General features: G+C 37.1%; 18 protein-coding genes and 1 pseudogene. 6 read left to right on the forward strand and 13 right to left on the reverse strand.

Annotated features, from left to right (window positions below; genetic code table 11):
- From HMPREF9333_RS13665 to HMPREF9333_RS09290, 6 genes and pseudogenes are all read left to right on the forward strand, one after another.
- A pseudogene (locus HMPREF9333_RS13665) lies at positions 1-390 on the forward strand (transposase); the annotation flags it as partial.
- Positions 391-668: 278 nt separating this feature from the next.
- Positions 669-1772 carry a bifunctional diaminohydroxyphosphoribosylaminopyrimidine deaminase/5-amino-6-(5-phosphoribosylamino)uracil reductase RibD gene (ribD, locus tag HMPREF9333_RS09270; protein ID WP_005541579.1) on the forward strand — a complete coding sequence of 368 codons (1104 nt, stop codon included), beginning with the start codon at positions 669-671 and terminating at the stop codon, positions 1770-1772.
- Complete coding sequence (locus tag HMPREF9333_RS09275) at positions 1754-2386, forward strand: riboflavin synthase (RefSeq protein ID WP_005541581.1); 633 nt, start codon at positions 1754-1756, stop codon at positions 2384-2386. The genes ribD and HMPREF9333_RS09275 overlap by 19 nt, the downstream gene beginning before the upstream one ends.
- Positions 2387-2407: 21 nt before the next feature.
- Positions 2408-3640: a bifunctional 3,4-dihydroxy-2-butanone-4-phosphate synthase/GTP cyclohydrolase II gene (locus HMPREF9333_RS09280; RefSeq protein ID WP_005541584.1), complete on the forward strand. Its 1233-nt coding sequence runs from the start codon at positions 2408-2410 to the stop codon at positions 3638-3640.
- 89 nt (positions 3641-3729) lie between these two features.
- Complete coding sequence (ribH, locus tag HMPREF9333_RS09285) at positions 3730-4197, forward strand: 6,7-dimethyl-8-ribityllumazine synthase (RefSeq protein ID WP_005541585.1); 468 nt, start codon at positions 3730-3732, stop codon at positions 4195-4197.
- A 268-nt stretch (positions 4198-4465) separates the two neighbouring features.
- Complete coding sequence (locus tag HMPREF9333_RS09290) at positions 4466-5680, forward strand: FprA family A-type flavoprotein (protein ID WP_005541586.1); 1215 nt, start codon at positions 4466-4468, stop codon at positions 5678-5680.
- A 120-nt stretch (positions 5681-5800) separates the two neighbouring features.
- On the opposite strand, the gene HMPREF9333_RS09295 is transcribed toward HMPREF9333_RS09290, so the two are convergent.
- The 13 genes from HMPREF9333_RS09295 to HMPREF9333_RS09355 all read right to left on the reverse strand — a co-directional run bounded on the left by HMPREF9333_RS09295 (position 5801) and on the right by HMPREF9333_RS09355 (position 21685).
- Positions 5801-6166, reverse strand: a complete 366-nt coding sequence (locus HMPREF9333_RS09295; protein ID WP_005541587.1) for a metal-dependent transcriptional regulator — start codon at positions 6164-6166, stop codon at positions 5801-5803.
- A 191-nt stretch (positions 6167-6357) separates the two neighbouring features.
- Positions 6358-7044 carry a hypothetical protein gene (locus tag HMPREF9333_RS09300; protein ID WP_005541588.1) on the reverse strand — a complete coding sequence of 229 codons (687 nt, stop codon included), beginning with the start codon at positions 7042-7044 and terminating at the stop codon, positions 6358-6360.
- A 163-nt stretch (positions 7045-7207) separates the two neighbouring features.
- The gene (brnQ, locus tag HMPREF9333_RS09305) at positions 7208-8575 is read right to left on the reverse strand and encodes a branched-chain amino acid transport system II carrier protein (RefSeq protein WP_005541589.1); all 1368 of its coding nucleotides are present in this window, start codon (positions 8573-8575) and stop codon (positions 7208-7210) included.
- A gap of 152 nt (positions 8576-8727) precedes the next feature.
- A complete protein-coding gene (locus tag HMPREF9333_RS09310; protein WP_005541590.1) occupies positions 8728-10221 on the reverse strand; it encodes a carbon starvation CstA family protein in 1494 nt (497 codons plus the stop codon).
- Between the two features lie 312 nt (positions 10222-10533).
- Entirely contained in the window at positions 10534-11559 is a 1026-nt protein-coding gene (locus tag HMPREF9333_RS09315) for a branched-chain amino acid aminotransferase (protein WP_005541591.1), read from the reverse strand.
- A gap of 213 nt (positions 11560-11772) precedes the next feature.
- A complete protein-coding gene (locus HMPREF9333_RS09320) occupies positions 11773-12327 on the reverse strand; it encodes a 2-oxoacid:acceptor oxidoreductase family protein (protein ID WP_005541592.1) in 555 nt (184 codons plus the stop codon).
- Positions 12327-13076 carry a thiamine pyrophosphate-dependent enzyme gene (locus tag HMPREF9333_RS09325; protein ID WP_005541593.1) on the reverse strand — a complete coding sequence of 250 codons (750 nt, stop codon included), beginning with the start codon at positions 13074-13076 and terminating at the stop codon, positions 12327-12329. The genes HMPREF9333_RS09320 and HMPREF9333_RS09325 overlap by 1 nt, the downstream gene beginning before the upstream one ends.
- Before the next feature lies 1 nt (position 13077).
- Positions 13078-14136 carry a 3-methyl-2-oxobutanoate dehydrogenase subunit VorB gene (locus HMPREF9333_RS09330; protein WP_005541596.1) on the reverse strand — a complete coding sequence of 353 codons (1059 nt, stop codon included), beginning with the start codon at positions 14134-14136 and terminating at the stop codon, positions 13078-13080.
- Positions 14133-14369 (reverse strand): 4Fe-4S dicluster domain-containing protein, encoded by a 237-nt coding sequence (locus HMPREF9333_RS09335; protein WP_005541597.1) that lies wholly within the window; start codon positions 14367-14369, stop codon positions 14133-14135. Before HMPREF9333_RS09335 ends, HMPREF9333_RS09330 begins: the two co-directional genes overlap by 4 nt.
- A 209-nt stretch (positions 14370-14578) precedes the next feature.
- Positions 14579-18139 carry a pyruvate:ferredoxin (flavodoxin) oxidoreductase gene (gene nifJ, locus HMPREF9333_RS09340; RefSeq protein ID WP_005541598.1) on the reverse strand — a complete coding sequence of 1187 codons (3561 nt, stop codon included), beginning with the start codon at positions 18137-18139 and terminating at the stop codon, positions 14579-14581.
- 35 nt (positions 18140-18174) lie between these two features.
- A complete protein-coding gene (gene buk / locus HMPREF9333_RS09345) occupies positions 18175-19245 on the reverse strand; it encodes a butyrate kinase (protein ID WP_005541599.1) in 1071 nt (356 codons plus the stop codon).
- A gap of 197 nt (positions 19246-19442) precedes the next feature.
- A complete protein-coding gene (locus tag HMPREF9333_RS09350) occupies positions 19443-20333 on the reverse strand; it encodes a bifunctional enoyl-CoA hydratase/phosphate acetyltransferase (protein ID WP_005541600.1) in 891 nt (296 codons plus the stop codon).
- A 98-nt stretch (positions 20334-20431) separates the two neighbouring features.
- Positions 20432-21685, reverse strand: a complete 1254-nt coding sequence (locus tag HMPREF9333_RS09355; RefSeq protein ID WP_005541601.1) for a Glu/Leu/Phe/Val family dehydrogenase — start codon at positions 21683-21685, stop codon at positions 20432-20434.
- Positions 21686-22935: the final 1250 nt, after the last annotated feature.

Genomic DNA, 22935 nt, shown 5'->3' on the forward strand with positions numbered 1-22935 from the left:
CATTCCATTTTTTATGCAGAAAAATAGTGAGGGAAAATCAGTACGGACGCAAGGAAGAACTGTATGAATGCGAAGACTGTAGCGGATGTCCATATGCAAAGAAAATGTAAGAAGACAGATAAGAATAGAACCGTTCGGATCAATCAGGAACTAACTTCCATGCATCAGGAAGTAATTAAAAACCTAGAAAGTATCCACGGTGCGTTATTACGAATGAACCGTTCGATACAAGCAGAAGGCACTTTCGGAATTATGAAAAATGACCGTTGTTACAAGAGAATTATCCGAAGAGGTATTCATTCAGTCAAACTGGAAGTTTTACTCGTGGCGATAGGCCATAATTTATATAAATATCAGAAAAAAAAGATGAGAAACAGAACTGCCGCATAGATTCAAAAAAAGAACTTCTATGGGGTAGGGGAAGTGTGCTTTTTTTGCGTATGATTTCAGTCATTTATACACAATAAGTGCAAAAAGGGAGATGCGAAAAAACTCAATTGAGTTTTTTCACATCCCCTTTTTTATTTTAAAACTGTGTCCCCTCTAAATTTAATCACAGTATACTTTAGCTTCACATGTCAAGAAAATCGGTTTGGATAGTTTAATTCAAGTAGTTTAATTCAAGGCATGTATTTTTTACTGCAATATTATTTCTAAGGAGGTTTAACTTGAATGATTTAGAGTATATGAAACTAGCCGTCGAACTTGCACGCAAAGGAGCCGGAAAAGTCAGTCCCAACCCTATGGTCGGTGCGGTAATAGTAAAGAATGACAAGATTATAGGGAAGGGATATCACAAAAAATTTGGTAGTTCTCATGCTGAGATAAATGCTCTAAAAGACTGTGTGGCTTCTACAAAAGATGCCACAATATACGTTACTTTGGAACCCTGCTGCCATTATGGGAAAACCCCTCCATGTACAGAGGCAATTATAAAAAGTGGTATTTCAAGAGTAGTTATAGGTACACTGGATGTAAACCCTGTTGTTGCCGGAAAAGGTTCTTATCAATTGCAGCAACATGGAATTCAGGTGGATATCGGTGTATTGGAACATGAGTGCAAACATCTGATTAGATTTTTTAAAAAATTTATAATTGATAAAAAACCTTTTGTATTGATGAAATACGCTATGACTATGGATGGTAAAACAGCGACTTACACAGGTGCTTCAAAATGGATAAGCTGCGAAAAGTCGAGAGAAAAAGTCCATCAGTTGCGAAGTGAGTTTTCAGCCATAATGGTAGGTATCACAACAGTGCTAAAGGATGATCCGATGTTGAATTGTCGAATAGAAAACGGCAGAAATCCAATTCGCATTATCTGCGATACTACTTTGAAATTACCTTTGACATCTCAAATTGTAAAAACTGCACATTCAATAGAAACATATATAGCAACCGCTCAGACGGATGATGAAAAACTGATTCCATACAAAGAGCTTGGGTGTAAATTTATCACGGTTGATAAAAAAGGGGATTTTATAAATTTAAATCAACTTATGACAAAACTAGGCAAACTGCAAATAGATAGTGTTTTATTGGAAGGTGGCGGTATGCTCAACTGGAGTGCATTAAATGAAAGGATTGTGCAGGAAATTGCAGTTTTTGTTTCTCCAAAAGTGTTTGGCGGTTCACCTCATACTCCTGTAACCGGTCAGGGCATATCTATACCTGATAATGCCATAAAACTGCAGCCCTGTTCATTTTCTTCTGTCGGCAGTGATTTTCTAATAGAAAGTGAGGTAATTTATCCATGTTCACAGGAATTGTAGAGGAATTAGGCAAAATTCAAAAAATTGAAGGCGGCTCACATTGTAAATTAACTATATCTGCAAAAAAAATTTTAGAAGATATCAAATTAGGCGACAGTATAGCTGTCAATGGCATATGTCTTACTGTAGTAAAATTCACATCCAGTTCTTTCACAGTAGATATTATGATGGAAACCTGGAAAAGAACTTCACTTTATAAATTAAATCCAGGAAGCCCTGTAAATCTTGAGAGAGCGATGCCTGCAAACGGCAGATTCGGCGGTCATATCGTATCCGGGCATATAGACGGTACGGGAGAAATAGTCAGTATCAGGCAGGACGGAAATGCCGTCTGGTACCGGATTAAAACCTCTAAAAAAATTATGAAATTTATAATCCAAAAGGGCTCTATAGCAATTGACGGCATAAGCCTGACAGTAGCAGAGGCAGGAAATGCAGATTTTTATGTATCTGTCATTCCTCATACTTTAAGCAATACCGTTTTAGCGACCAGGCATCCGGGAGATATTGTAAATCTTGAAAATGATATAGTGGGCAAATACATTGAATCCTTCACAAAAAAAAGCGAAAATTCGAAACTATGTGAAAACTTTTTACCGGGCAACTGGTTTTAAAATATGAAAGGATAAAAGACTATGAAATATCAAAATGTAAAGAATGCCATTAAGGCATTACAAAAAGGTGAACTGATTCTTGTTATGGATGACAAAGACAGGGAAAATGAAGGCGATTTAATTTGTTCGGCAAAACATGCTACAACTGAAAATGTAAACTTTATGGCGACATATGCCAAAGGCTTAATATGCATTCCCATGAGTAGTGAAATTGCCGACAGACTTAAGTTGCAGCCTATGGTTTTGAACAACACTGATAATCATGAAACTGCCTTTACCGTATCCATTGATTATAAAACTACTACTACAGGTATCTCAGCCGCAGAAAGAGCTTTAACTGCCCGCATGTGCATAGATGAAAAAGCAAGACCCGATGATTTTCGCAGACCGGGTCATATGTTTCCTCTAATTGCAAAAGCAGGAGGAGTTTTAGTAAGAAACGGTCATACTGAGGCTACTGTAGACCTTATGCGTCTATCCGGACTGGATGAATGCGGTCTGTGCTGCGAAGTTATGAAAGATGACGGAAACATGATGAGAACTTCCGACTTGCTGGATTTTGCAAAAAAGCATAATATCCCTTTTCTGACTATAAAAGAACTTCAGGAATACCGCAAGTTTTTTGATAACCTTGTAGAGTGTGTATCTATTTCAGAAATGCCTACAATCTATGGAGATTTCAAAGCTCACTGTTACATTAACAAGTTAAACAATGAGCATCACATTGCCCTGGTTATGGGAGATATTTCATCAGGCGAAAATATATTGTGCCGGGTACATTCCGAATGTTTAACAGGAGATGTTTTCGGATCGCTGCGTTGTGATTGCGGTGAGCAATTTGATAAAGCCATGAAGATGATTTCCAAAAATGGCAGCGGTATATTATTGTATATGAGACAGGAAGGAAGAGGTATAGGTATTGTAAATAAACTTAAAGCCTATCATCTCCAGGACAATGGTATGGACACTCTGGAAGCAAATCTGGCATTGGGATTTGATGCTGATTTAAGAGAATATTATATAGGTGCCCAGATACTGCGTGATCTGGGTGTCAAGTCTCTGGAATTATTGACTAACAACCCTGATAAAATATACCAGCTTGAGGATTACAATATGGTTATAGCTAAACGTCTGCCGATTGAAATAGAAGCTAATCCCTATGATCTCTTTTATCTGGAAACCAAGAAAAATAGAATGGGACATATTTTGAATATAAAGCAGTCCGGTAAACATACGAAAATAAAATTGCAATAGGTTGAGATATATTAACGATTAAACCAGCTCTAACAATAAAAACAGGTAGTTTTTAACACTAATTAATTATTATCAAGGAGGCAAAATAAATGAAAATCTATGAGGGAAAATTAGTATCAGAGGGTATGAAAATCGGCATTGTGATTGCCAGATTCAATGAATTTATAACTTCTAAATTGTTGTCAGGTGCATTGGACGGTTTGGTTCGTGAAAATGTCAGAAAAGATGATATTGAAATCGCTTGGGTTCCCGGAGCTTTTGAAATACCGCTGGTTGCATCTAAAATGGTAAAAAGCAACAAATACCATGCCATAATATGTCTAGGAGCTGTTATACGTGGAAATACGGACCATTATAATTATGTGTGCAGTGAAGTCTCAAAAGGTATAGCTCAGATTGCTTTGGAAAGCGGTACTCCCGTCATATTTGGAGTTCTTACAACAGATACTATTGAGCAGGCTATTGAAAGAGCCGGTACAAAATCCGGAAATAAAGGTTATGAATGTGCTCATAGTGCCATTGAAATGGTCAATTTGCTTAGAGAAATTAGCGGATAGCTCATATAAACTGATCATCAACTTTTTATCAAATATAATATTTTATAATATATTAAATTTTTTTATATTTATCTCTGAAACATAAATATAGAAAAATTAATATCTTTGTGTATAGGAAATAGTAGCACCAATTTAATTAAATATTTTTCTATAGCGCTTGCCAACTCTATACTAACTTGTGTATAATCAACATAAGATATTTAATAAATAAAATAACGCTATTTTATATCTTTAACACTTTTAAATAGTATTGTTTATGGAGGAAAAGATGCATCAAAGCAGAAAAATTACAGATGATGTTTATTATGTGGGAGGAAGTGATAGGCGTATAAGCCGTTTTGAAAACGTATTTCCCGTACCTGACGGCATAGCATATAATTCATATCTCGTACTTGATGAAAAAACAGTGCTGCTCGACACTGTTGATCTTTCAGTAAGCAGAGTATTTCTTGAAAATATAGAACACCTGTTAAACGGAAGAAAACTTGACTATGTAATTATAAATCATATGGAATGTGATCACTCATGCACACTTGAAGAGCTTGTACTTCGTTATCCTGATATTCAATTTATAGGGAATGCAAAGACATTTACCTTTATGAAACAGTTTTTCAAATTTCCGGTAGATGGTCATACCATTGAGGTTAAAGAGGGAAGCACTTTAACTACCGGTAAACATACATTTTCATTTCATATGGCACCAATGGTTCACTGGCCGGAAGTAATGATGACCTATGATACAACTGAAAAAATTATGTTTACATCAGATGCTTTTGGTACCTTCGGTGCTTTAAACGGAAATATATTTGTTGATGAGCTTGAAGACCGTATCCTTCTACTTCCTGAAGCAAGACGCTACTATACTAATATAGTAGGTAAATATGGTGCACAGGTACAGGCTGTGCTTAAAAAAATTGCTCCGCTTGATATACGATATATATGTGCACTTCATGGACCTGTATGGAACAATCAGGAAGATATAGCCTGGATCCTTGATAAATACAATAAGTGGTCAAGCTATACACCCGAAACTGAAGACATAGTTATATTTTATGGAAGTATTTATGGAAATACTGAAAATGCCGTTAATGTACTTTCAGTAAAACTTGCACAGCTTGGGGTAAAAAATATAAAGATGTATGATGTAGCCGAAACTGATATATCATACCTTATTGCTGAGGCTTTTCGTGCAAAAGTCCTTGTATTTGCCTCATCCTCATATAATGCAGGTGTGTTTGATAAAATGGAGTATCTTCTTCTTGACCTTAAAGCACATAATATTCAAAACAGAAGTGTAATGCTTATAGAAAACGGTTCCTGGGCACCTTCAGCCGCAAAAGCAATGAATGAGATTATATCAGGAATGAAAAATATAAATCTTTTAAACCACAACTTAAGTATAAAATCACAATTAAATCCTGAACAGGAAGAACAGATAGATGCCACGGCACAGGTGTTAAAGCAGGCACTGCAAACTTCTTAAGAGTTTGTGTAGATGCATAAAAAGGAGGATACATCAGATGTACCCTCCTTTTTACGGTTAGAATTTTTAAAACCCTTTTAATAACTTTCAGCACCTTTGACCTTTTAAGATATTTTTATCCTAGTCCATACCAAAATGTTTTTTTATACATTTAAAGGTCTCTTCACTCATATAGTGTTCAAGTCTGCACGCATCTTTTTCAGCAACTTTATCATTTACACCTATTTTTATCAAGATCTCTGTAAGCACTATATGTTTTTCAAGTGTGCGTTTAGCAATCTCCATACCGGCTTCTGTAAGGTTGATATGACTGTCTTCATCAATTTCTATAAGTCCGTTTTCACGGAATTTCTTCATCTGTTCACTTACCGTAGGTTTTGAATATCCCATCTCTCTGGCGATGTCAACAGAACGTACAGCCCCTGTTTTCTGCTTAAGTCTCAATATGGTTTCTAAATACATCTCTCCGGCTTCTTGTATGATCATATATTATCCTCCAATTTCAAAATCCGTTTTGATGCCATGCAGAACAAGTATAACATTTTATAAGAATTTATTCAATAAAATTTAAAATACTGATTAAACCATACTGATTAAACCATACTGATTAAACCATCGCTTTTAGCTGTTAAGACAAATATCAAACAGGAAATATAATCAAAACAACTTACACATACCTACATCATCCATCCTTCTCTCATAAATAATTTAAGCGGTATAATTTCACCGTCCATATTTTCAGGCAACTGTTTTGCAACCTCCTCCATAGCTGCAGTATAGAGTATAGGAAGATCAAGTGTTTTTGAAACTTCACGACATAACTGCTGACCTTTTAAAAGATCATCAACAGTAGTTGCCTTAAGCATATGTGTTGTGTTTACAATACCTGTAATATCAAGTCCTGACTGTGCTCTTATTCCGTTAATAAAATCTACGGCTTTCTCACAGGTATTTGTCTCAGGACGATTTGCATTCAATATAAATAAATGCTGAAAGCCTATATTTTTAAGGAAATTCCTGTATCTTCCCAAAGTTCTGGTACCGGCAGGGTTCCCGCCTACATCCATGATAAGCTGGCAATTATTATCTTCTATGGGTGTCATAATATCAGCTGAAACAGCAGGTATATCAACAGCAGTAGCTTTAACGGAACTTGAAAATATCCTTATTCCAAGTTTTTTCAGCTCATCTTCCTTTTCCCTGCTCCTAAAATACAGATTTATAACATCAAGATCCGCAATAGCAACATTATCATACTGCTTTTTAAGCCTTACTGCCAAATTAAGAGAAAACTCTGTTTTACCACTGCCGTAATGTCCGGTTACTATACGTATCCTATGTTCAAATCCATAAATACCATCCATATAATTTAAGTACCTCTCAAACCTAATAATACAAAGCGCATCCTCAGATATATGCAGACATAGCTGCTACATATATGAAGACACGCTCCTTATAAATTTATACTATTAATTATTATATTAAAATATAATGTTTATAAAATCTATATCCTAATTTATTTTAAAACTATTTTGAAGCCTTTTGAAGTGCTTCCTCCTGCTTTAAGAAATCCTCAAGAGTACCCCCTATACCTGTTGCCGTAGCAATTATAGTAAATATTATTCCGAACACCAGTGTAGGAACCACCCATTCAAAACCTATTGAATGAAGCGGTAACGAATTAATGAAGCTCTTAAAGCCCTCAAAGCCTGCCGACTTTATAGGAGCATTCTGGACAAAACCGACTATAAATGCGCCTGTAACCACACCTGCATAAGTAAGATTATATTTTATATATTTATCAAAGAATGATACCAGTATAAGTGCTATAATCATAGGATAAACACATGAAAGTATAGGTCCTGAGTATTCAATCATCTTAGTAACGCCTAGAAGTGAAAGAATAAATGATATAATAGTTGTAACTACTGCAACTGCTTTATATTCAAGTGCCCCCTTTGACAGAGACTGAAAATAATTGCCACATACCGATACAAGCCCTACTGAGGTTGTAAGACATGCCAGTGTAACTACTATTCCCATAAGTACTTTTCCCGTAGTTCCAAGCATCATATTAACCATACCTATAAGTATTTCCGTTCTATCATTTTCAGGGGTATAGTAGCTGCTTACAGTAGCACCTGCATAGGTAAGGCTTCCGTAAACAAGTGCAAGAAGTACAAAAGAAACTATACCGACCTGTATGCTTGCCTTTATCTGTGTCTTTTTATCTTTATAGCCCCTCCTTGCAAGATCCGCAGAAACTATACCTGCAAAAAGTGCGGATACCATAGCATCCATAGTCTGATAACCTTCCTTAAGTCCACGCACAAACATACCTGAATCTTCTGAATGTACTATCTGACCCGGAGGCTTTACTATTGAAACTATAACTACAACTGCAAGTACTATAAGAAGACCCGGTGTAAGATATTTTCCTATAATTTCTATAACCTTGCCTTCATTTAACACAAAATATAATGTTAATGCAAAAAATATAAAGCATGTAACAATCTTTATATTTCTTTGTGTACCGTGAGACAGCCCTACCGGCTGAAGCGGCTGTATAAATATCTCATATGTAGTTGCCCCTGTTCTAGGTATAGCATATAGAGGCCCTATTGTTAATATAATAAGCAGTCCGAGAGCAGCTGCAAATACAGGATTTACTCTTTTTCCAAGTGCTTCGGCTTTACCTCCAAGCATTACGGTAACTATAACTCCGAGGATTGGAAGCACCGGGTCGGAAAGAAGAAATCCAAGCATTACTTCAACCCATTTGCTCTTGGCAACCACTCCGAGATAGGGGGGGAATATAAGATTTCCCGCTCCAAAGAATATTGCGAATAGAGCAAATCCGCATATAATAATGTCTTTCTTTTTTATCTCTGTCATGTATCCTCCTGCTGCAATTTTATTTTTAACCATTTTTTACTATGTTAAAGATTTATACCTTTATTAATATAAAATTCATATTTATTATAAAACATAAAACTAAATAAGTAATCTTAACACATAATTATTAAAAACAAACTGCAACACTAAAATTAATTTTTTGAAACCCCCTGCTGTGTTTTATTAACTGCAGCAGCCGTGTCAGGCTGCATACTGCCTTTTTTATTTACACCTGCAAGGTATGCCAGTACTGCATAGATAACTGTTAATACAGCACCTATTAAATATGATACTTTTAATGGCAGATTAAATCCGATTTTTGCCTGCAGTATATAGGTTGTAATTATAAACGTATAAAATGACCCAGGAATAAGTGCAGATACAAAATTTTTATTATGCATTACAAGATAAACAACTATCATTGCAAATGCAAATATTGATATTGTCTGATTACTCCATGCAAAATACTGCCACAATATCTGGAATCCCTTTGCATTTGTTTTAGCAAACCATAGTATAGCACCTGCAGCAACAAATATAATTGATGATATTATAATTCTGTTTTTAGAGCTTTTCTGTTCAATATTAAAATACTCGGCAACCATAAGCCTAAGAGATCTGAGTGCAGTATCTCCTGAAGTGATTGGCAGCACTATTACACCTATAATAGCTATAAGTCCTCCTACAGTACCTAAAAGGTCATTAGCTACAAGACTTATTACAACAGGTTTTCCTACAGCATCCGGAGATATACCCTTATTATATATTCCCATAGCTGCAGCTGCCCATGTCATAGCTATAAAGCCTTCAACAAGCATCATATTGAAGAATATAAGTTTTCCTTCTTTTTCACTTTTTACAGAACGCCCTATAAGGGTAGCCTGAGTTGAGTGGAAGCCTGATACTATACCGCATGCTACTGTTACAAAAAATATAGGAATGAAAGGAAGCCCGTCAGGATGTATTCCACGCCAGTTATCTGCAGTAAGATTATCAAGCTGATAGCCTTTTAAAAATATACCTGCAAATATACCTACCGCAGAAAGCACCAAAACTGCACCAAATATAGGGTAAACCTTTCCTATAATTTTATCAATTGGAAACAGTGTAGCTACAAGATAATATATAAATATAGCTATATATACTACAAGTACAAGCGGATTGCTTACATCCGCTTTTTGCTTAAATATACTTGTAACTATAAGATCGCCTGGCGTGTACACAAATACTGCACCAACAAGAAGCATTAAAAGACATACAAATATATTATAAACCTGAAATGTAGTATTTCCTAAATACTTTTTTACAAGTGCGGGCATCTGTGCCCCTTTTTCCCTTATCGAAATCATTCCTGAAAGGTAGTCATGAAGTGCACCGCCGAGAACGCAGCCCACAGGTATAGCTATAAAAGCTATAGGACCAAATAAAATTCCAAGTATAGGTCCAAGTATAGGTCCAGTCCCCGCAATGTTCAATAACTCTATAAGGCTGTTTTTCCACTTGCCCATAGGCACATAGTCAACGCCGTCATTCATTGATACTGCCGGGGTAACCCTGTCATCAGGCCCAAACATATTTTCAACGTAAATGCCATAAAAAAATCCTCCGATTATAAGTATGGCAAGGCCAATTAAAAATGTAAGCATATTGAGTTTTCCCCCTCTATTAAATTTTTCTGGATTATATCACAGCTTATTTATGCAGTCTATATAAATTTAAAAAAAAATTCATATTTTTTAAAAATTTAGCCACATACTGTTCACAGTTAGTGCTTCCATATTCAGATCTACCTCTAAACGCAGAGTAATTAAATTGTCGTTTTGGTTAGATTGCTGAGTATATACAGAAAAATTGCATAGAAATAGCATAAGGCATCCGTGATTTTCATAAGGGGAACACTTAAGCAGTGTTTCTCTAAATATGCGGCTAAACTACTGTTTGCTTAAAACATATTATTTTTACATTACTTTTACAATCCAGCCTTCAGGAGCCTCTATATCGCCCATCTGTATTCCAAAAAGTGTATCATAAAGTTTTCTTGTAACAGGTCCGACTTCCTTCTCACTATAGAATACATGAAGCTTTCCTTTATGTGAGATTCCGCCTATCGGGGTTATAACAGCAGCTGTTCCGCATGCACCCGCTTCTTTAAACTCATCAATCTTATCAATATAGCAGTCTCTCTCTTCAGTAGGCATCTTAAGGTATTCTTTTGCTACATGAAGCAATGAATACTTTGTAATACTAGGAAGTATTGACGGCGAAAGCGGGGTTACAAACTTATCATCCTTTGTAATTCCAAAGAAGTTTGCAGCTCCTACTTCCTCTATCTTTGTATGTGTTGCAGGATCAAGGTAAATACAGTCAGCATATCCCTGCTTTGCAGCAAGTAAATGAGATTCAAGGCTTGCTGCATAGTTTCCTCCTACTTTTACCGCTCCGGTACCTGCAGGTGCAGCACGGTCATAGTCCGAAGTTATAAAGTTTACAGGCGACAGACCTGCTTTAAAATAAGGACCTACAGGAGTTACAAATATTGAGAATATGTACTCTTCCGCCGGACGTACTCCTACATTATCGCCTACACCTATCATAAACGGTCTCAGATATAATGTTGCACCGCTTCCATAAGGCGGGATAAATCTTTCATTAGCCTTTACAGTCTGTATACATGCATCAATAAATCTTTCTACCGGAAATTCTGGCATAAGAAGTTTCTGACAGCTTTTTATCATACGCTTCGCATTCTGATCAGGTCTGAAAAGCTGTACGCTGCCGTCTTTTGCCCTGTATGCTTTTAAACCTTCAAAACACTGTTGTCCGTAATGTAGCGCTGTGGAGCCATTGCTTATAGTAAGTGTATTTTCCTTTACAAGCTTACCGTCATCCCACTTTCCGTCTTTGTAGCAGGATACATAGTTATAATCCGCCTTAACATAGGCAAATCCCAACTTTCCCCACTCAACCTCTTTTTCATTAAACATTTTCGAGTACCTCCTCATTTAATTAAAGTAAATATATGGTATCAGCCAGAGTATCACCAGCCTGTAAATACAATAATTTTTATTACATTTTACTGTGATATCAATATATAAAGATATCATATGACAAAAATTATAAACGGCAATCTCCGGCTGTTACATACTAAAAATATATGCCCCGGGCTAAACACCACAGGAAAATTTTTATTTTATAAATTATGCATTTACTCTTTGTTTTTTCGCATACTTAGAACCTTCTTCCATTGCTTTCTGGTTCATAGGTATGAATTTAGCCTTATTTTCACCAAATACTTTTGTAAATACCTTTAATACCGTTTCCGGAGAAACGACCTTTGTTATTTCAAGAAATGCACCAAGCATAACTATATTGGCAACCTTCGGGTTTCCTATTTCTGCTGCGATATCATTTACCGGAATATAAAATCCCTCAATATCATCTCTTTGTATCTTTCTATCTATAAGTGAAGAATTTATAAAGAACTTTGCACCCGGAAGAGCTTCCGGCTCAAACTTGTCAAGCGAAGGTGCATTCATTATAATTCCCGCTGTTGAAGCGGTAACCGTAGGTGCACTTACAGGGGTATCTGATATTATTACTGCACAGTTTGCAGTACCTCCACGCATCTCGGGACCATATGAAGGAAGCCATGAAACATGTTTTCCTTCTACCATACCTGCATATGTAGTAAGCTGACCTATTGCCATAATTCCCTGTCCGCCAAAACCTGCCATTACTATTTTATGTTCCATTACTCCGCCTCCTTTGGATTTCTAAAGCTGCCCAACGGATACACCGGCATCATATTATCTCTAAGCCACTGAAGCGCATCATTGGGTGCAAGTCCCCAGTTTGTAGGACATGTTGAAAGGACTTCAACTATACCGAAACCAAGTCCTTTTTCCTGTACTTCAAAACAATCCCTTATAGCTTTTTTAGCCTTTCTTATATTTGCAGGGGTATCTACCGATACACGCTCAACAAACTTGGCACCGTCAATTGTTGAAAGAAGCTCACATACATGAAGCGGTCTTCCGCTATGCTCCACGGTTCTTCCAAGCGGAGAAGTGGATGTTTTCTGCCCTATCAGCGTAGTAGGTGCCATCTGTCCGCCTGTCATGCCGTAGATTGCATTGTTTACAAATACAGTTGAAATTTTTTCTCCCCTATGTGCCGCATGAACTATCTCCGCAGCTCCTATTGAAGCAAGATCTCCATCACCCTGATAAGTAAATACGAAATTCTCAGGGAGCACACGCTTTATACCGGTAGCAACCGCAGGTGCTCTTCCATGTGCCGCCTCATGCATATCGCAGTTAAAATAATTATATGCCAGGACCGAACATCCTACAGGTGCTATACCTATGGCTTTTCCAAGAAGATCCATCTCTTCAAGTACCTGACCGACTAGCTTATGTATTATTCCATGTGTACATCCCGGACAATAATGAGTCGGAACGTCAACTAAACCTTCCGTTCTTTTATATATAACAGCAGCCATCTTATTTACCTCCTAACAGCTCTCTTGCTACCTGTGCTATCTCCTCAGGACTTGGTATCATACCTCCCTGACGACCGTGAAAATGTACTTTTTGTCTGCCTTCAACGGCAATCTTTACATCATCGGTCATCTGACCGGTGTTCATCTCAACTACAAGAATATCCTTGCACTTTTCATTTATCTTCTTAAACGCATCATAAGGATACGGCCAGATAGTAATAGGGCGTATAAGTCCAACTTTATACCCCTCCTCCTGAAGCATTGTCATAGCACTTTTGACTATTCTTGAAGTTGTTCCATAGGCACTGAATACAAGCTGTGCATCCTCAAGTCCTACTGTTTCCACACGCACTTCATTTTCTTTTATTTTATTATATTTTTCTATAAGATGCTTATTGTGATCTTCAAGTATTGAAGCTTCAAGATATAATGAGTTTATTATATTCGGCTTTCTCTTACCCTGAGTACCTGTAGTAGCCCAGGTTTTTTCAGGAAGTTCACGTTTTGTATGATTTGTAAATTCAACAGGTTCCATCATCTGTCCGAGCATTCCGTCTCCGCAGATCATTACAGGATTTCTGTAAATATCTGCAAGATCAAAACCTTCAATTATAAGATCAACCATTTCCTGTATATTTGCCGGTGCAAATGCAAGCAGACGATAATCTCCGTTGCCGCCGCCCCTTGTCGCCTGGAAATAGTCTGTTTGTGAAGGCTGTATACCTCCAAGTCCCGGACCGCCACGCATTATATTACATATAAGACATGGAAGTTCGGCAGCGGCTATATATGAAATGCCCTCCTGCTTAAGTGAAATTCCCGGGCTTGATGAACTTGTCATAACCCTTGCACCGGCTCCTGAAGCTCCATAAACCATATTGATCGCCGCTACTTCAGATTCGGACTGAAGAAATACTCCTCCTATCTTAGGAAGCTCTCTTGACATATATTCAGGCAGTTCGCTCTGAGGTGTTATAGGATAACCGAAAAAATATTTGCATCCTGCTGCTATCGCAGCTGCTCCTATAGCTTCATTTCCCTTCATTAAAACCTTTGTCATCTTACTTCCTCCAATTCCACAGTTTCCACTGTAATTACACTGTCAGGACATATAGTGGCACAGTTGGTGCATGCTATGCACTTTTCCATCTCCTCTATCTCAGCCGGATGGTATCCTTTACTATTAATCCTGGTTTTGCTTAATGAAATAATCTTTACCGGACATACTGCTATGCATAACTCACAGCCCTTGCAAAGATAATCATTGAATGTAACCTTTCCTCTTCTTGCCATGGTATTACCCCCTCGCAAATTACTTTTATTTTATACTGTCCGGACTTATATAAAAACTTCAGTATTTGAACTATACTTTTTATACAGTCCGGACAGTATTTGATTTTTATTTATTAATTATTGCTGCAGCTTTAATATGTTTTTATACACTATTTTTATATATTTTTAAAATTTTTGAGCATTTTAGTACACTAAACATCTCCTAGATCTTAAGCACCTAATTTAAGGTCTTCCTTTCCTCCTGACGGCTGTGCAAGTGCGAGTCTCTCATACTCCTCATATTTTTCCTTTGCACCCTGTTCCGCTTCCGCAAGAAGCTTCTGTGCTTCATCAGGGAAGGTTCTGTAAAGAGATGCGAACCTGACCTCACCCATAAGGAATTCCTTCAAATCAAGTGTTGGTTTCTTTGAATCAAGTATAAAGGGATTTTTTCCTTCCTTCTTAAGCAGCGGATTATAACGATACAGATTCCAGTAACCTGATTTTACTGCAAGGTTCATCTCCTCCTGTACATTTGCCATACCTTTTACAAGACCATGTGCAACACATGGTGCATATGCAATTACAAGTGAAGGACCGTCATAATCCTCAGCCTCCTGAATTGCCTTTATAAGCTGGTTCTGGTTGGCTCCCATCGCCACTTGTGCAACATATACGTAGCCGTATGACATTGCAAGAAGACCTAAATCCTTCTTCTTCGTCTTTTTACCTGAAGCGGCAAATTTTGCAACTGCTCCTACAGGTGATGCCTTTGACGACTGTCCTCCTGTATTTGAATATACCTCAGTATCAACAAGCAGTATATTTAAATTTCTTCCACTTGCAAGAACATGATCAAGTCCGCCATAGCCGATATCATATGCCCATCCGTCTCCGCCATACATCCAGATTGATTTTTTGCTTAAATGTTCTTTATTATGTTTTATAGTTTCATAAAGTTCTTTTGAAGCACCTGTAAGATTCTGTTTGTTCAAAACATCCAAAAGACCATTGCTTGCTGTCTTTGACATATCCCCGTCATTATATGCATCAAACCATGTCTTAACCGCTGTCTGTATATCGGTATTTTCTTTTTCCATCTCGGCAAGATCATTTATCTTATTTACAAGGTTTTCTCTCTGCTGAGTTTCGGCAAGACACATACCAAGTGCAAACTCAGCATTATTTTCAAAAAGTGAGTTTGACCATGCCGGACCGCAACCATTATGGTTTGTAGTATATGGGAAACAGGGCATAGCAGCACCCCATGCCTGTGTACAGCCTGTCGCATTTGCAACTATAAGCCTTTCGCCAAACATCTGTGTAAGAAGTTTCATATATGGTGTTTCTCCGCAACCTGCACATGCACCTGAAAATTCAAGCAGAGGCTTTTCAAACTGGCTTCCTTTAACCGTCTTTTTGTCAAGAGGATTTTCTTTATAAGAAAGTGTCTGAGCATATTCCCAGTTTTCAGCTTCAAATTTCTGTGAATCCAATGATTCCATAAAAAGTGCCTTGCCTTTTGCCGGGCACACAGCAACACAGCTTCCGCAGCTTATACAGTCAAGCACTGATACCTGCATTCTATATTTGTAAGGCTCAAGACCTTTGCCCTTTGCCTGTACTGTATCAAACTTTTCAGGAGCATTTGCAGTTTCAGACTCATTAAGCAAATAAGGTCTTATACATGCATGCGGACATACATATGAACACTGATTGCATTGTATGCACTTTTCTTTATCCCATCTGGGAACATCTATTGCAACACCTCTTTTGTCATACATTGAAGTACCAAGAGGTACTGTGCCGTCCTCTCTGCCTACAAATGCACTTACAGGAAGAAGATCACCCTTAAGATCATTAATCGGTTTTGCTATCCTTGCCACAAAATCAGACAGCTTTTCATCTGCCTTCTGAACTTCAGGTACAAGTCCTCCCCAGCTTTCAGGCACATCAATCTTTACAAATTTTTTAGCACCAAGCTCAACCGCCTCATTGTTCATAGCTATGACCTTATCGCCTTTTTTGCCATAAGTCTTTACTATAGCCTGCTTCATATAATCAATAGCATCATCCATAGGAATGATATTTGACAGTGCAAAGAAAGCAGCCTGTAAAACACCATTTGTACGGTTTCCAAGACCTATCTCCTTGCATATATCAATAGCATTGATTGTGTAAAATTTAATCTTATTGTCGTATATATACTTTTTAACTTTATCGCTAAGCCTATCCTCAAGCTGCTGTCTGTCCCATGTACAGTTAAGCAGGAAAGTGCCTTCAGGCTTTAATTCCTCAACTATATCATACCTGTTTATATAGGACTGGTTATGACAGGCTACAAAATCAGCCTTTGTTATTAAATAGCTTCCTATTATCGGCTTTTTACCGAATCTTAAATGTGAACGTGTAAGACCACCTGATTTTTTTGTGTCATATTCAAAATACGCCTGTGCATATAAGTCAGTATGATCACCAATTATCTTAATTGAATTTTTATTGGCACCTACTGTTCCATCTGAGCCAAGACCCCAGAATTTACAGTTCACTATACTTTCATCAGCAACATTTACCATCTCTCCAAGAGGAAGTGATGTGAATGTAACATCATCATTGATACCGACAGTAAAATGGTTTTTAGATTCTTCCTTAAGCATATTGTCAAACACAGCTATAATCTGGTCAGGAGTTACATCCTTTATTGAAAGACCATAGCGTCCTGCATATACTTCAGGTCTTTTTTTAAGTTCATTAAATGCAGCACATATGTCAAGATAAAGTGGCTCTCCAAGTGAACCCGGCTCTTTAGTCCTGTCAAGTACAGTTATTTTTTTCACTGTTTCAGGCACTTCCTTAAGGAAATGCTTAATAGAAAATGGACGATAGAGATACACTTGTATATATCCGGTCTTTCTACCCTGCTTATTCAGATAATCAACAGTCTCCTTTATAACGCCGGCACTTGAACCCATTGAAATTATTACATGTTCAGCATCCTCAGGTCCGTAATAAGAAAATAATTTATACTCCCTGCCAGTAATCTTTTTAATGTCATTCATGTAACCTTCTACGATACCTGGTATTGCATCATAAAAGCTGTTTGCAGATTCTCTTGCCTGGAAATAAACATCCGGATTCTGCACACTACTTCTCATAACAGGTCTTTCAGGGTTAAGAGAACGCTTTCTGAAAGCATCAAGTGCACCATAATCCAAAAGCTTTTCAAGCTCATCATATTCAAGCGCTTCTATTTTCTGTATCTCATGTGATGTACGGAAACCATCAAAGAAATGTATAAAAGGAACTCTTCCTTTTATTGCTGAAAGATGTGCAACACCTGCAAGATCCATAACCTCCTGAACACTGCCTGAGCAAAGCATTGCCAGACCGGTCTGTCTGCATGCCATCACATCTGAATGTTCACCGAATATTGAAAATGCATGCGTTCCGACAACTCTCGCACTAACATGTAAAACTCCAGGCAAAAGCTGTCCGGAAAGCCTGTAAAGCGGCGGAATCATAAGAAGAAGCCCCTGTGAAGCCGTATATGTAGTGGCAAGAGCACCCGTTTCAAGAGCACCATGCATTGCACCGGCTGCACCTGCTTCAGACTGCATTTCTTCAAGTCTTACACGCTGACCAAAAATATTTTTTTTACCTTGTGCGGACCATAAGTCAACGGCCTCCGCCATAGGCGAAGACGGGGTAATCGGATAAATTGTAGCAACTTCCGTAAAGGCATAAGATATATATGCAGCAGCCTCATTTCCGTCCATAGTCTTTACAACCATTATTTAATTTCCTCCTCAATATAAAACAAATCTATTTATTTATAAACTATCGCTTCTTCTTCTTTATCAAGCACCCTTGCAACTCCAGCTGCAAGTGCTTCCATCTCTTCCTCTCCGGGGAATATATATACCGGAGCCATAAAAGATACTCTTTCTTTTATAAGCGATGTAAGTTTTTTTGAATGTGCCATACCACCTGTGAGTATAACAGCATCTATTTTTCCATATAATGTAGCACCAAGTGATGCTATCTCCTTACTTACCTGATATGCCATAGCATTATATACAAGTTCTGCATATTCATCAGTTTGAGCCATCTTTTCAACTTCTCTTGTATCATTTGTATTCAGGTAGCTTACAAAACCTCCCTGTCCGGCAAGACTTTTTTCCATTTCCTTTCTGGACTTGCCGTCATCAAACACCATCTTCATCATAATATCGCAGGGAAGTCCTCCGGAACGTTCAGGTGAAAAAGGTCCATCACCTCTAAGTCCGTTGTTTACATCTATTGCACGTCCTTTTTCATGTGCAGCTACTGTAACTCCGCCTCCCATGTGTGCCACTATACAATTCATATCCTTATACTGCGTACCAAGCATCATTGCAACTTTTCTTGCAACCGCTTTCTGGTTAAGTGCATGCCATACCGATGTTCTGTCATAACCTTTTAATCCGGACAATCTTGCAACCGGTTGAAGTTCATCAACAACAACGGGATCAACCACATAGCATGAGATACCAAGTTCTTTCCCCATCTCATAGCCTATAAGTGCCGCCAAATTTGAAGCATGTTCACGATTTGTAGTCCTTAAATCTTCACACATAGTCTCATTTACGAGATAGGTACCTCCACATGGCAACGGCTTTAAAAGACCGCCTCGTGAGGCTATCGCCTTTAATTCCCTAAGGTCTATATTTCCTGCCGCAAGTGTATCTTTTATAATTTTCATCCTGAACTCATACTGTTCAACAACTTTATTAAATCCTTCAAGTTCCTCTTTTTTATGCCTTAAAGTTTGTTCAAGAACCTTGTCGCCTCCCTTATACACGGCTATTTTAGTAGAAGTCGAACCCGGATTTATAACGAGAATTTTGTTTTGTTCCACTATCGTAATTTCCTTTCATCACATAAAGAGGTAGAATAATCATATATTATTTTGTCAGACATATATGTCTGTATTTTTTTAATATTTCCTGTATTTAAATAAAACAATTAATACAAATAAAACAATTTTATTCTACCTCTTTACAATCCTTATATTATAGACAAAAGACATTTCACTTTAATATTATCAATATACTGTTACATGAGTAAAGAAAGCATTATGCTGTTAAGCTTTGTTTCCGGAGAATCAGAACGTGAAGTTAAAACAACAGGCGCTGCAGCACCTACCACAATACCTGCAATCTTTGCCTGTGCAAGGTAAACAAGTGTCTTCCACATAACATTTCCGGCTTCTATATTAGGCATAAGGAGCGCATCGGCATCACCCTGGATTTCACCTTTATAGCCTTTATGTTCTGCAGCATGTGCGCTTACGGCTATATCAAGTGCCATAGGACCGTCAACGATCATATCCTTAATTTTTCCCTCTTTATACATCTTTGTAATAGCATCCGCATCAACTGTCGCAGGCATCTTAGGATTAAACACTTCTATTGCACATACGGCAGCCACTTTAGGGCATTTAATTTCAAGTGCATCGGTAACAGTCTTTATAGAACCTAAAATCCTAACTTTCTCTTCAAGAGAAGGAAGTATATGCATCGCCGGATCACTGACTACTAAAAGTCTATCAAGACCTGGAATCTCAAATACTCCTACATGACTTAACTCCCCGCCTGTACGCAGTCCCTTTTCCTTATCAAGCACTGCCTTTAAAAGTGTCGGAGTTTTTAAGAGTCCCTTCATAAGCACATGTGCTTTTCCATCTTTTACGAGTGCAACCGCCTTTTCAGCAGCAGCCACTACATCGGGTTCGTCTATAATCTCAACCCTGTCCATATTTATTCCAAGCTGTGCAGCCATCTCCTCTATACGAGCCTTATTACCTATAAGCGCCGCATCGGCAAGATTATCATCTATTGCATCCTTTATAGCTTCAAGCACCGGCATATCGTCAGCAGCAGCAACCGCTATTGTTTTTCTTTTTCCTGAAAGCACCTTTTCCCTTATTTGAGAAATTGATTTCATCTGCTTCCTCCTTTATATAGTCTCTATTATGAAGTTTATAAAAATATACGCCCGGATGCAGGCAAAAAATCAGCCTGCATCCGTAGCACTATAATTAATTAAACTCCTCTTAATTTCATAGAATCTACAATGCGTTTGATAGCAACAATATATGCACCTTTACGAAGTGCAACATCATATTCTTTAGCACTGTTCCATACATTTTCAAATGCAAGATCAATGAGGTGCTTAAGCTCTGTATTAACACGTTCCTCAGTCCATGCAAGCCTCTGTATATTCTGTACCCATTCAAAGTATGAAACAATTACACCACCTGCATTTGCAAGTATATCAGGAACTACCACAACACCTTTCTTCTTAAGGATCTCATCTGCCTCAACTGTACATGGTCCATTAGCAGCCTCAACTACAACTTTAGCCTTAATTCTGTCAGCATTTCCATCATTAATCTGATTCTCAAGTGCTGCCGGGATAAGAAGTGTAGTATCCAGTTCAAGAAGCTCTTCATTTGAAATTCTCTTAAGTCCTTCACCTTTATAGCCATCAAGAAGGTTTCTCTTGTCTTTTGAAAGGTATTCAAGAATCTCAGGTATATTAAGTCCGTCCTCTTTATAAATTGCACCTGATACGTCGCTTACAGCTATAACTTTCATGCCTGATTCATGGATAAGTCTTGCACTTACGCTTCCTACATTTCCCATTCCCTGAACCACTGCAGTAGTTCCCTTTAACGGGATATTAAGTTTTGCAAAAATATTGTTTACAGTAAAGCTTACACCTCTTCCTGTAGCATCACCTCTTCCAAGGCTTCCGCCTAAGGTTACAGGTTTTCCTGTAACAACTCCGTTAACTGTATAACCTTTAAGCTTGCTGAAAGCATCCATCATCCAGGCCATCGTCTGCGGATTTGATCCTACATCGGGAGCCGGAATATCTCTTTCAGGTCCTATAATAGGAGCAATACCGTTTGTAAAAGCTCTTGTAATCCTGTTTAATTCTGAGTCCGAAAGCTTCATAGGATCACATACGACACCGCCTTTAGCACCGCCATAAGGTATATTAGCCACTGCACATTTAAATGTCATCCATGCTGATAAAGCCCTTACTTCATCCGCATTTACATCCTGATGGAAACGTACACCTCCTTTTCCCGGTCCTCTTATAGTAGAATGCTGAACTCTGAATCCTTCAAATACCTTTAAAGTTCCATCATCCATAGTAACCGGAAAAGATACTTTAAGTTCACGCTCCGGGTGTTTTAACATCTCATATTCAGACGGCTTATATTTTAATAATGTTGCCACCTCCTCTATGGTTTTAATAACGTTGTCATACGGATTGTACTTGCTCATTTTGTTTTAAATTCCTTTCTGATCTTAAAAATAAATAAATCTTTTTAAATAGTTTAATTTTTGATGTCATTAAAATCAATAAAGCCTTTATACCACTTGCTTTTTAGATTAACCGTTTTACCAGTACGGTTAATACACCAAATCCTTTTTCTTTTTACCTCCTGCATGTATTTATATATAATCTTTCGAAAGTTATATAATGTATATCCCTACATATCTATCCCTTAAATATTGAAGCACTCGTATACGGTACTCCTTTTATCTCCTCTTTAAAAGAAAACTGTTATTTAACCGGATTTTTCTTAGATAAGACCACATTGATGTGCAAAAACCGTATTAAAACGGCACAAGACACCTGTGATTTCGGTACATGAAACACTTAAACAGTGGTTTTCTAAAAATATACAGTTTATACAATATTTACCTTTCGGAATGATTTCAGCTTACATAATTTCCAGCCTTGAGTTATATCAATCTCTAAATATAGCTAAATCTCTTAACTTAAATCCATCCTTTTAAAATATACAATATTCCGTACCAGAAGCACATATGTTGTATTTAATAACTATCATCGTATATATTTATAAAAACTTATAAACAGTTTCTATTCAAAACAAACTGCAAATTACATATAATCTCTTTACTCAAAGTTCAATATCCGTATAGTTTCTATACCTGTTTGCACTATACAGTTTATACATAATAACCGTCTGAATGTAACGATAAATAGCTGTTTTAACAAGCATACTCCTGACATGCTTAATATACATTATTATTTGTACAATGTCAATAGGAAATGCTATTGTATACAATTTTTATTTAAGCATTTTTTTGGTTATGTTCTTAAAAATATACATTCGTAATGATATTTTTAATTCATATTAAAGTGTAGGGAATTGCAAAATGTATTTTTTTGTCAATTTTTAATTAAACTTTGTCAATGTTTTATTTTAAAATATTTATACTAAACCGATTTACAGAAAGCATTATGTATAATTTTTTTGGTATAAAAACATTATATAAATCAGTGTATATTTTTATTTAATATTTTATACATCTGTCCGTTCTCTGAATACAGTAATATAAATCACGGATTTATATCCGGCTTTACTTCAAACAGACTGCAAAGTTTCCTGAAAAAGGAACTATTTAAACTTTTTAAATAATCAGTATATAGACATTTTTATAGTGTTATCTTTTTATCATAATTGCAAAAATTATACTTTATGCTACAATTAAGCTTAAATTTA

It is taken from the genome of Johnsonella ignava ATCC 51276, assembly GCF_000235445.1.
GTDB lineage: Bacteria > Bacillota > Clostridia > Lachnospirales > Lachnospiraceae > Johnsonella > Johnsonella ignava.